The organism is Bradyrhizobium sp. CCBAU 11361, from assembly GCF_028128935.1.
GTDB classification, from domain to species: Bacteria; Pseudomonadota; Alphaproteobacteria; order Rhizobiales; family Xanthobacteraceae; genus Bradyrhizobium; species Bradyrhizobium niftali.
In genome coordinates, this window is the sequence record NZ_LBJZ01000013.1 from 70,363 (window position 1) to 81,576 (window position 11,214).

Here is an 11,214-nt window from a genome sequence, read left to right on the forward strand (position 1 = left end):
TTACTCGGCCGCCTGCGCAACCTTCATGCGTCCGGCCGCATCCAGCACCGCCTTGACGATGTTGTGGTAGCCGGTGCAGCGGCAGATATTGCCTTCGAGCTCCTGGCGGACGGTGGCCTCGTCGAGCTGGCTACCGTGGCGTTGCACGATGTCGATCGCCGACATGATCATGCCCGGCGTGCAATAGCCGCACTGCAGGCCGTGATTGTCGCGGAAGGCGGCCTGCATCGGGTGCAGCTCGTCGCCCTTGGCGATGCCTTCGATGGTGGTGATGCTGGCGCCGTCGGCTTGTCCCGCCAGCATGGTGCAGGATTTCACTGCGCGGCCGTCCATGTGCACGACGCAAGCGCCGCACTGGCTGGTGTCGCAGCCGACATGGGTGCCGGTGAGGTTGAGGTGATCGCGCAGGAGATGGACCAGCAGCGTGCGATCCTCGACGTCGACAGCAACGGCCTTGCCGTTCACTGTCAGTTTGACTGTAGACACGGTGAAGTCCTCCCGAATGTTTGTAGTTATTCTAATTAGAGACAGCGCGAACGGAACTTTGCAACTGGGATTTTGGGGGACGTGCGTCATGGAAAGGTCATCGTGACGTTTGTCGCAGGTGCGCGATTCGGCCGCGATGTTCCGAGCCGCCGCCAGTGCGTGGCGCGACCTTGCGATCTCCGCTTCGTCGATGGCGGCCTGGGTTCGACCGCCAGCGCGAAGCGCTGGCCCTGGACGTCGGCGCTCCCCGCGCGTCGTTTTCTCCCTTTGATGTCTTGTTCGTTGCGACGAATAGGAGCACGCGCTCACGCCGTTGTAATCGCGATCTTGGTAGTAGACGTAGGCAAGCTAAGTCATTGATTTTGTTCGCGGCAATGCAGCGAAGCTGGGCTGGCCCGGTGCCGGCGGCAAGCCGCGTCGGCCGGGACGACCTAGTACTTCCTGGCGATTGATCGCAGCCGGGCGCCGCCCTAGTCGAGCCGTACAAGCAACGGTCAAAAGGGTGGAAGCGATGCAGATGAACGACAGTCAGCGTATCCCGGCGTCGAAAGCCAAGGTGTGGGCTGCGCTCAACGATCCCGATGTTCTCAGGCGCTGCATTCCCGGCTGCCAATCGCTCGAGATGGCATCGCCGGCGGAGATGATTGCGACCGTGGTGCTGAAGGTCGGCCCGGTGAAGGCGACCTTCAGCGGCAAGGTGACGCTGACCGATATCGATGCGCCCAACGGCTACCGCATCGTCGGCGAAGGCGCCGGCGGCGTCGCAGGCTTTGCCAAGGGCGGTGCGAAGGTCAGGCTGGAGGAAGAATCGCCTGACGTCACCGTCCTGCACTACGAGGCCGACGCGCAGATCGGCGGCAAGCTCGCACAGCTCGGCGCGCGGTTGATCGACTCGACGTCGCGGAAACTTGCCGCGAACTTCTTCGAAAACTTTGCGGCGGTGGTAGCGCCATCATCGTGACCAGCGCGTCGTCCTCGGCGTCCTGACGCGAACTTGTAGGGTGGGCAAAGGCGCTGTTGCGCCGTGCCCACCACTTACCAATCCACGATTGCGAGAGAAGAGGTGGGCACGCTTCCGCCTTCGCTCTTCGAGCTGCGGCGGACAAGTCGCTTTGCCCACCCTACTGCGCTGAGTGGACCGGACGAATCGGATTGCGGCGCGATGCTGCCCAAATCCGATGGCGCATTTCGAGCTGCAAAATAAGGGCAAGACGCAAGCCCGGACAAGGAGATGAGCGGCGAAAGCCGCCAATGATTTGCACTACTACCTTCCGCCTATACTAAGCGCGAAAAGGCGATGCTGTAATTTCGAACGATGGCTCGCAGACGAACTGCGCATCACGAGCGCAGCGCGCTCAGGCGCCTAACATGGCGTGCACAACAACATCACGGAGGGAATACATGACCTTTGGAACGAAGGGCTTCTTGGCTGGCATCTCGATGGTTGCGATGCTGGCTACCGCCATGTCAGGCGTTCGCGCCAACGACTCCCTGCTCAAGGCGCAATCCGATTCGAACCAGTGGGCCGTTGCCGGCCACGACTACGGCAACACGCGCTTCAGCCCGCTGAAGCAGATCAACACCGAGAACGCCGGCAAGCTGACGCTCGCCTATTCGTTCTCGCTGGCCTCGCTCCGTTCGAACGAGTCCTCGCCGATCGTCGTCGGCAACACGCTCTATGTTTCGAGCTCCTGGGGCCCGAAATACGTCTACGCGCTCGATGCCGCCACCGGCGTGCGCAAGTGGACCTACGAGCCCGATATTCCCGAGGACGTGCTGCAATACGCCTGCTGCGACGTGAACAATCGCGGCGTCTCCTATGCCGACGGCAAGATCTTCGTCGGCCGCCTCGACGGCAAGCTGACGGCGCTCGATGCCGCGACCGGCAAGGCGCTGTGGACGACGAAGGTGGTCGATTACAAGCAGGGTTCGGTCATCACCTCGCCGCCGCTCGTCGTGCGCGACAAGGTCATCACCGGTTTCGGCGGCGGCGAGTACGGTGTGCGCGGTTCGCTCCAGGCCTTCGACATCAACACCGGCAAGCAGCTGTGGCAGACCTACACCGTTCCCTCGCCGGACGAGCCCGGCGGCGACACCTGGAAGGGCGACTCCGCCCAGCATGGCGGCGGCGCGGCCTGGCTGGTCGGCTCCTACGATCCGAAGAGCGACACGGTCTATTGGGGCACCAGCAATCCCGGCCCGTGGAACACGGCGGTGCGCTCGACCGGCGACGGCAATTTCGGCAAGCTGACCAACCTCTACACCGCCTCGACGGTGGCGTTCGATCCCAACACCGGCAAGATCAAGTGGCACATCCAGACCACACCGGCCGATGCCTGGGACTATGACGGCGTCAACGAAGCCGTGCTCGCGGATCTGAAGATCGGCGGCAGCACCGTTCCGGCGCTGATGAAGGCGGATCGCAACGGGTACTTCTTCGTGGCCAACCGCGAGACCGGCAAGGTGCTTTCGGCGGAGAAATACGTGTTCTCCAACTGGGCCAAGAAGTGGGACATCGCCACGATGCGCGCGGTCGAGGATCCCGACAAGCGTCCCGGGCCGAACCATCCCGCCAAAGACATCTGCCCGAACCTGATCGGCGGCAAGAACTGGCAGCCGATGTCGTTCAACCCGCAGACCGGCCTCGTCTACATCCCGTCCAACAATGTCTGCATGGACTGGTCGGTCTCCGATGTCGCCTATAAGCGCGGTGTGTTCTATCTCGGCGCCGAATTCCCGACCAAGGAAGGCCCCGGCGGCTTCCTCGGCGAGCTCGTGGCCTGGGATCCGGTCGCGCAGAAGAAGGTCTGGTCGATCAAGGAAGACCTGCCGTTCAACGGCGGTACGCTGACCACCGGCGGTGGCCTCGTGTTTGCCGGCAACATTCATGGCGATTTCCGTGCCATCGATGCGAGGTCCGGCAAGGTGTTGTGGAGCAAGAATCTCGGCTCCGGCATCGGCGCAGGTCCGGTGACCTACCAGGTCGACGGCAAGCAATATGTCGCCATCGTCGTCGGCCGCACGGCTGCGCTGCCTGCGTTCCTGGGCGAGGTAGGGAAGAAGATGACGGCCGCAGCTCCCGAGGGCGGTTCGCTCTTCGTGTTCTCCGTCCAGTGACCACTCGCGCGCGTATCCTCGAGGTGACGGATACGCGCGCGCTTTTTCCAAACCTTGGCTGCGGCATCGGCCGATGCCTGGTGCCGCAGCGCCTGGCTCGACAGAATTCTGGCCCAACAAAGCTATGGGAGACGAGGATGCGTCCGAATCATTCTGGCATCGGTGCGAGCCGAAATCGCGCCATCGCAGGCCTGCTCGCATCTGCCGCCGCGCTGATCATTCCGGCCTCGCTGCACGCAGACGAAGCCCAGCCGCTCCGTCTCTGCGCCGATCCGACCAATCTTCCGTTCTCGAGCGATAGTCCGTCGCAGCCGGGCTTCTATGTGGAGATCGGGCAGGCCCTGGCGCAGGCGCTCGGCCGGCCGGTCGCCTACGACTGGTACAAATCCTATTTCGGCAAGCGCACCGTGCGCGTCACGCTGCTCGGCAAGCAATGCGACGCCATGATCGGGTTGCCGCGGTCCGAGGATTTCATGGGACCGGCGGTGATCTTCTCCAACGCGTTCGCGAAGCAGGGCTATGCCCTCGTGGCCGCCAAGGGGCAGGCGCTCGATGGCGTCGACGGCCTCAAGGGCAAGCGCGTCGCGGTGCAGTTCGCGAGCACGCCGCAAAACCTGCTCGCCAGCCGCGACGACATCCAGAAGGTGACGGTGCTGTCGCCCGAGCAAGGCATGCAGGCGCTCGATCAGGGCAAGGCCGACGTCGCCTTCATCTGGGGCCCTGTCGCCGGCTGGCTGAACAAGACCAGCTACGGCGATCGCTATCAGATCCAGCTCACCGAGGGCGAAGGCCTGTCATGGGATGCGGCGATCGGCTTTGCGAAGACGTCCACCGAGCTGCGTGACCGCGTCGATGCCGTCCTGCCGCAGCTTCAGAGCACGATCGGCGCGCTCGCGGTGAAATATGGCCTGCCGACCGGCCAGCCGGCGCGCTTCGGGGCGACCCGGGCGATGCCGGCGGGAACGACGACCGGGACCGGACCCGGTGCGACGCAGACCGCCAGTGTGGTGGCGACCGAGACCAAGGGCGACGCGGCCGCGCCGGGCACCGAGGCCGTCGGCTCCGGCAAGGAGATCTTCAACGGAACCTGTGCGCACTGCCACGGTCCCGACGCGGTCCAGAGCGAGCGGAAGATCGACCTGCGGCTGCTGCGTCACCGCTACGGCGACGAGATGCGCGAGAAGTACTGGACGACCGTGCATGAGGGACGGCCGACCAAGGGCATGCCGGCCTGGAAAGAGGTCTTCACCGACGACCAGTTCGACCACATCTTCTCTTTCCTGCTGACGGTCCAGTCCGAATCGAACGACTGAACGATCTTGACCGAACGCGATCGGGAGGATGTGGTAGCGTCCGTCCGGCATCATCCCGGCGCCGGACGGCTATCGCATGAATGTGCCGCTTCCGCTGTCGTGGTCGATGCGCGTGCGTTGCAGTGTTGGGAAGGCGCCATGACCAGCTTCCTGATCATCGACGATCATCCGCTGTTTCGCGAGGCGCTCGGCAATGCGGTGCGGCTGGCCTTGCCGGAGGCGCAGATCTTCGAAGCGATGTCGATCGGGGATGCCCTGCATATCCTGTCGGCCGGGCAGGGCATCGACCTCGCGCTGCTCGACCTCTCGCTGCCGGATGCGACCGGCTTCTCCGGCTTTCTGCGCTTGCGCGAGGCCTATCCGCGCCTGCCCGTCGCCATCGTGTCGAGCGAGGAGGACCAGCATGTCGTCCGCGAGGCGCTGGCGCTGGGCGCCGCAGGCTATCTGCCCAAGTCGACGTCGAAGCGCGAGCTGGCACAATCGATCGAGGGCGTGCTGAGCGGATCGGTGTCGGTGCCAAAGGATTTCGTGGCGACGCCGAAGCGGCGGCGGGCCGATGCCGGCAACGGGCTCGAGGTCAAGCTGCGCGACCTCACGCCGCAGCAGCTGCGCGTGCTCGACCTCCTGCGTCGCGGCTATCCGAACCGGCAGATCGCCCAGGAGCTTCAGCTCGCCGAATCCACGGTGAAGGCGCATATCACCGAGATCCTGCGCAAGCTCGGCCTGTTCAGCCGCAACAAGGCGATCATCGAGATCGGCAAGATGGAGCTGCCCGATCCGCGCAGCCGGCCTCATGCGCGGATCGATCGCGGCAGGTCGCAATGACGCGCGGTGTCATTCTTGACCTGGATCAAGCCGGCGTGTCTCTGCTGAGTCATTCTCAACGCGTGCAATTCGACGCCGGCCCCGGCGGCATCCTGGGCACGGTCTTCAGCAAGGTCTTCAGAATGGCTCGTACCTGATGCGATTTCTGATCGTCGAAGATCATCCGCTGTTTCGCGAGGCGCTCGAAAGCGCGCTCCGGATGGTGGCGCCTGCGGCCGATATTGTTCAGGCGACGTCGATCGACGGCGCGCTGGAACAGGTCGCGGCGGCCGCCGAGTTCGACCTGATCCTGCTCGATCTGTCGATGCCGGGCACGACGGGTCTTTCGGGCATCATCCGCATCCGCAAGGCGTTTCCCAAAATTCCCGTCGTCATCGTCTCCGGGTATCAGGATCGGCAGATCATGTCCGGCGCAATGTCGCTCGGCGTGTCCGGCTACATCCTTAAATCGTCGTCCAAGCAGGATCTGGCACAGTCGATCGGCGAGGTGCTGCGCGGCTCGGTCTGTGTTCCCGCCGCCTATCGCGGACTGGTCCGCCCGCTGCGTGCGTCCGACCCCGCGCAGGATCTCCTGAAGCGCCTGCACGAGCTGACGCCGCAGCAATTGCGCGTGCTCGAAATGCTCAAGCGCGGCCTGCAAAACAAGCAGATCGCCTATGAGCTGAAGATTTCGGAGACCACGGTGAAGGTCCACGTCTCCGACATCCTGCGCAAGCTCAACGTGCTCAGCCGCACCAAGGCGATCGTCGAAATGTCCAGAATCGATTTCGCGACGCTGGCAGCCGGAGACACCGCGGCCAGGCGCGAGCGGGCCAGGCCGGACCAGCAGTGAGGCGATTTTCTCCTGCTTTGTCCTTCGGATTGAGGACACTCCGTTTTCTGATTTCGCTTGTAAGTCATGGTCTTGATGAAATGTAATACGCTACCGGTACTGTGCATGGGGTTGTTTTCGCCATTTTGATTGGAAGCCATGCGCGCTCGCCCCGCCGCAAGCGGGGCGAAGCGAAGACCATCCGCGCAGGTCAGCTCAGCAGGAACGACAGCAGCGCCCGCATCTCGGCGGGCTTGATCGGCTTCTTCAGCACTTCGAGGCCGTGGAGGCTCGCTTCCTTCGCGGCCTTTTCGGAGTAGTCGGCCGTGATGATCATGGCCGGCGTGTCGAGCTTCAGGTGCCGGCGGACGTCGGCGATGGCCGACAGGCCGCTCTCGCCGTGATCGAGGTGGAGATCGGCGATCACGGCATCGGGTGCGCCGCCGAGCTCGCTGAGGCGCAGCAGCGCATCCGCGGCCGAGCGCGTGGTCGCGACGTCGCAGCCCCATCCCTCCAGCAGCGCGGCCATCGCCTCCGAGCCGTTCGGGTCGTTCTCGATCAGCAGGATCTTGGCGCCTTCGAGCCCGCTATAGTGCCGCTCGGCGAGCTTGATCTCGTGCACCTCGTAGCTGACCTCCGCGAGGTCGGCCGGCTCCAGCTCCAGGGTGAAGGTCGATCCCCTGCCGACCTGCGACGACAGCCGCACCTCGTGCCCGAGCACGGTTGCGAAACGGCGGACGATGGAGAGGCCGAGCCCGAAGCCGGCCTGGTCGGTCGCGGTTGCCTCGCCGCGCTGGAATTCGCGGAAGATTGCCTGCTGCTGCGCCTGTGCAATTCCAGGCCCGGTGTCGGAGACCTGGATGCAGATGTGGTCGCCCTTCAGCCGGCATCCCATGACGACGCCGCCGCTGCGGGTATAGCGGATGGCATTGGCAAGCAGGTTCTGGAGGATCCGCCGCAGCATCATCGCATCCGACCTCACCGCGCGCGGCGAGGTGCGGATGCGCAGGGAAAGACCCTGCCGCGCCGCGACCGGCTCGAATTCGTTGCGGAGCTGTTGGAACAGGGGCGCCAGCGCAATCGCGCGCACGTCGGGCTTGAGCGCGCCGGCGTCGAGCTTTGCGATCTCCAGCAGCGACCGCAGCAGGTCCTCCAGCATCAGCAGCGAGCGGTCGGCCTGGTCGATGAGCAGGCCCGCCTCCTGCGATTCCATCATCTCGGTCAGCGCCGACAGCGTCAGGCGCGCCGCGTTCAGCGGCTGCAACAGGTCGTGGGTGACCGAGATCAGCACCGATGATTTCAGCGAGCTTGCGGCTTCGGCCTGCTGCTTGGCGCGGTAGAGCCCCTCGTTGGCGCGCTCGACCGAATGCAGCGCCTCGCGCAACTGGTGAGTCCGGTCGCGAACCTTGTGGTCGAGCGCAATGGCGGTTTCGAACAATGAAAAGGCGTTGAGCTGCTGGTCCATCGAGCGTTCGACGCGCGACATCAGCGCGGCATTGATCTTCTTCAGCTTCGCCGCCTCGCGACGCAGCTGGTCGACCGCATCGGGGCCCTGCCACATGTCCGTCACGACGGGCGCCTTCCGATCGCAACGCCGGTGAAGGTCTGGTTCACATGCATGGAGCCGAACTGCTCGCCATAGGTATGAAAGCCGACGACCCGGTTCTGCCGGTACAGGTCGGACATGTCGCGGGCGAGCTGATGCTGCTCGGCGTCGAGCCGGCGAAGCAGGCACTCGAAGCCGATATAGAGCGAGACCTCTCCGATCTGGTCGCGGATCTCGGTGAAGGTGTCGCAGGTCGAGCCGACCAGGCTGCGCGACGTCGCCGCCGTCAGCACCATGCCCTCGTCGATGGCGCAGAAGAAATGTAAGGAGCCGTCCGGTTCGACGCGCTGGATCGACCGCGCGTAATAGGCGCCGCCGACGCGCACCAGCACGGGGTGGGACGCGAAGGAGAACGGATCGAGCTTGGCGTCCAGGATCCCGACCATGCGCGAATATTCCTGGGCCGCAGGCTCCGCGTTCAGCTCCCTGACCGTTCGATTTTCGATGTCGGCTTCGGTGACCACCATCTTCTGCGGACTCGGCTCGAAATTGTCGCACTTGAATACCCGGAACGGCAGCGAGGTGTTCAACAGGATCAGGAGGGCGGCATTGGTGTGCGCCTTGCCGTCGCAGAACACCCAGGTCTTCTCGAAGCGCATCCCGTCGCCCGCGGACCCGCCGACGACAGGAATGTCGTCGAGCGAGGCATAGATCGCCGACATCACCGCCTCTTCGCGGCGGCACAGGCCGTCGATCAACACCAGGCCAAAGGGATTGCCGCGATCGACCTGCGGGGTGACCCGCAACAGCTCGTGCCGGAGCTCGCCGCCGATCCTGCGGCCGTCCTCGACGCGGAAGCCGTCGAGGTTGAGAATGGGCCGCACCGCGGCCGAGAAGTCGGCACGGCTGAACGCCAGCGCCACGACGCTGTTCTCGTCCCAGCCGTCGGGCGCGAGCTCGCCCGCGGTCGTGCAACCGCAGACCTGAGTCTCGTCGAATTGCCGGGTGATCTCGGCGATGAACTGATGGGGGTCGTAGCTGGGCGAGAGGAAGACCAGGATCAGCGCCAGCTCGTCGGATGGGAGCTGGGCGGCGAGCTCGGCCACGGCTTCATCGACGCTCGCAGCCTTCGATTTGGCAACGGCAACGCCAGACGCACCGCCAAACCGAAAATCGGTTTGCCCCACTCCGTTTCTCCCTCGAGGACCAGCCTGGTCTTACGCCAAGTCTTCAGAGAATAAGGCGTTTTCCGGTTAGCCGCAACACGCGCCCCTCGGCCCGGCAAGGCTGGACGCGCCCGTGGGGGCGGAGACTCTCTCCACCCGGGGTGCAGGCCGGACGGATTTACCACCCCTTGACGTTTCTGCCTTAATTTTCCGCACGCGTTCGGAAAGGGCTGCTTCCGGGCCGCGTGATCGTTGCAAGAACATAGGGTGGGGGTGGGAATGTCCGGGCGTATCGCGTCGCCGTCTAAGCGCACCATATTTCCGACCCTCAGGTTCCGCGCCAAAATCATCCTGGGCTTTGCCGCTGTGCTGGTGATCTCCGCCGGCAGCATGGCTTTCGCCTATTTCGGCTTCGAGCGGGTGTCGTCCGGGGTCGGGTCCTACCGCACCAGCGTTTCCGAGGCCGACCTCGCCCGCAACATCGACCGCGAGCTGCTCGCCTATCGTTCGTCCGCCCGGTACTTCGTCGTCACAGGCAAAGAGGATGATGCCAAGGCGGCGCTGGATGCCGAGGCCGGCCTCAAGAACGCGATCGACCAGGCGATCAAGGGCGCCAAGCGGCCGGCGCGGCAGGAGAGTCTCAACAAGCTCGCCAAGGAGTTCTCCAACTTCTCGGCGACGTTTGCAAAGATCCTGCAAGCCAAGCGCGACAGCGCGCTCCTGGTCCAGAACCAGCTTCAGCGCAATGCCAACCTCCTGAAGTACAAGCTCGACGACATCGGCAACAACGCCTCCGACGCGGAGGCCCAGGCGATCGAGTTCGGCACCAAGCAGGTCAACGCCCAGTTCCAGACCGCGAGTGCCGCCGCGAGCAATTTCATCCTCAACTCCGATCAGGCGGTGGCGACAAGCGCGCTGGCGCGACTGAAGTTCGTCGAGAACTCGCTGGGCGCGATCTATTCCATGGACGACAAGGTCGTCGCCGGCCTGAAGGATGCGAAGGCGCTGCTTGCGGCCTATCGCGACGCGCTGGAGAAGCTGATCGCCAACGCCAAGATGGTCGATGATCTCGTGACCGAGATGAGCGGCTCGGCCGGCGCAATCCTGCAAGGAGCCACCGCCATGAAGGCGGACCTCGTCGCCGAACAGCAGCGGCTGGATTCCGAATCGGAAGCGACCATCGGGCAGACCGAGCAACTGGTCCTCATGCTCGCCGTTGGCGGCACGCTGCTCGGCGCGGTTCTCGCCTTCCTGCTCGGCACCGGCATCTCGCGCCCGATGATCGCGATGTGCAAGGCGATGCGCGAGCTGGCCTCGGGCAATTTCGACGTGGTGCTGCCGGGCCTCGGCCGCAAGGACGAGATCGGCGAGATGGCCGGCGCAGTCGAGGAGTTCAAGGTTCAGGCCGTCGCCAAGGCCGAGCGCGATGCTGCCGCGAGCGAAGCCCAGAACAAGGAACTGGCGACCGCCCGCCGCTCCGAGCTGATCCGTTTTGCCGACGACTTCGAGAGCGCGGTCGGCGCCATCGTCTCCAACGTCTCCGCCTCGGCCGTGCAGCTCGAATCGGCAGCGTCCACGCTGACCCGCACCGCCGAGACCACCCAGAGCCTGTCGAGCCAGGTCGCCGGTGTCTCCGAGCAGGCCTCCAGCAACATGCAGTCGGTTGCAACCGCGACGGAAGAGCTCTCGGCCTCGGTCGAGGAGATCGGACGCCAGGTGCGCGATTCCAGCCGTATCGCCGAGGCCGCCGTGGTGCAGGCCAAGGAGACCGACAGCCGCATCGGCAAGCTCTCGCATGCCGCCCAGCAGATCGGCGAAGTGGTCAAGCTCATCACCGCGATCGCCGAGCAGACCAACCTGCTGGCGCTCAACGCCACCATCGAGGCCGCCCGCGCTGGTGAAGCCGGCCGCGGCTTTGCCGTGGTTGCCAGCGAAGTGAAGTCGTTGGCG

The 11,214-nt window shown here is 64.7% G+C and carries 10 protein-coding genes; 7 read left to right on the plus strand and 3 right to left on the minus strand.

Features of this window, described 5'->3' with window-relative positions; translation table 11 throughout:
- Positions 1-486, minus strand: coding sequence for a (2Fe-2S)-binding protein (locus tag XI08_RS05425; RefSeq protein WP_271573662.1), 486 nt, complete (start codon positions 484-486; stop codon positions 1-3).
- A 517-nt stretch (positions 487-1,003) separates the two neighbouring features.
- Between XI08_RS05425 and XI08_RS05430 the strand changes: the two genes are divergently transcribed.
- From XI08_RS05430 to XI08_RS05455, 6 genes are all read left to right on the plus strand, one after another.
- Positions 1,004-1,447, plus strand: a complete 444-nt coding sequence (locus tag XI08_RS05430) for an SRPBCC family protein (RefSeq protein WP_271573663.1) — start codon at positions 1,004-1,006, stop codon at positions 1,445-1,447.
- 440 nt (positions 1,448-1,887) lie between these two features.
- The gene (locus XI08_RS05435; RefSeq protein WP_271573664.1) at positions 1,888-3,603 is read left to right on the plus strand and encodes a PQQ-dependent methanol/ethanol family dehydrogenase; all 1,716 of its coding nucleotides are present in this window, start codon (positions 1,888-1,890) and stop codon (positions 3,601-3,603) included.
- A 137-nt stretch (positions 3,604-3,740) separates the two neighbouring features.
- Complete coding sequence (locus XI08_RS05440) at positions 3,741-4,916, plus strand: c-type cytochrome (protein WP_271573665.1); 1,176 nt, start codon at positions 3,741-3,743, stop codon at positions 4,914-4,916.
- Positions 4,917-5,054: 138 nt separating this feature from the next.
- The gene (locus XI08_RS05445; protein ID WP_027546743.1) at positions 5,055-5,741 is read left to right on the plus strand and encodes a response regulator transcription factor; all 687 of its coding nucleotides are present in this window, start codon (positions 5,055-5,057) and stop codon (positions 5,739-5,741) included.
- On the plus strand, positions 5,738-5,878 hold the full coding sequence (locus tag XI08_RS05450) for a hypothetical protein (RefSeq protein ID WP_271573666.1): 141 nt from the start codon (positions 5,738-5,740) through the stop codon (positions 5,876-5,878). Before XI08_RS05445 ends, XI08_RS05450 begins: the two co-directional genes overlap by 4 nt.
- The gene (locus tag XI08_RS05455; protein ID WP_271573667.1) at positions 5,878-6,573 is read left to right on the plus strand and encodes a response regulator; all 696 of its coding nucleotides are present in this window, start codon (positions 5,878-5,880) and stop codon (positions 6,571-6,573) included. Before XI08_RS05450 ends, XI08_RS05455 begins: the two co-directional genes overlap by 1 nt.
- Before the next feature lie 190 nt (positions 6,574-6,763).
- On the opposite strand, the gene XI08_RS05460 is transcribed toward XI08_RS05455, so the two are convergent.
- Together XI08_RS05460 and XI08_RS05465 are read right to left on the minus strand one after the other, a co-directional pair.
- A complete protein-coding gene (locus XI08_RS05460; RefSeq protein WP_271573683.1) occupies positions 6,764-8,113 on the minus strand; it encodes a hybrid sensor histidine kinase/response regulator in 1,350 nt (449 codons plus the stop codon).
- Positions 8,114-8,118: 5 nt separating this feature from the next.
- Complete coding sequence (locus XI08_RS05465) at positions 8,119-9,285, minus strand: FIST N-terminal domain-containing protein (RefSeq protein ID WP_271573668.1); 1,167 nt, start codon at positions 9,283-9,285, stop codon at positions 8,119-8,121.
- 258 nt (positions 9,286-9,543) lie between these two features.
- Here XI08_RS05465 and XI08_RS05470 point away from each other — a divergent pair.
- A partial coding sequence (locus XI08_RS05470) for a methyl-accepting chemotaxis protein (RefSeq protein WP_271573669.1) occupies positions 9,544-11,214 on the plus strand: 1,671 nt, incomplete at its 3' end.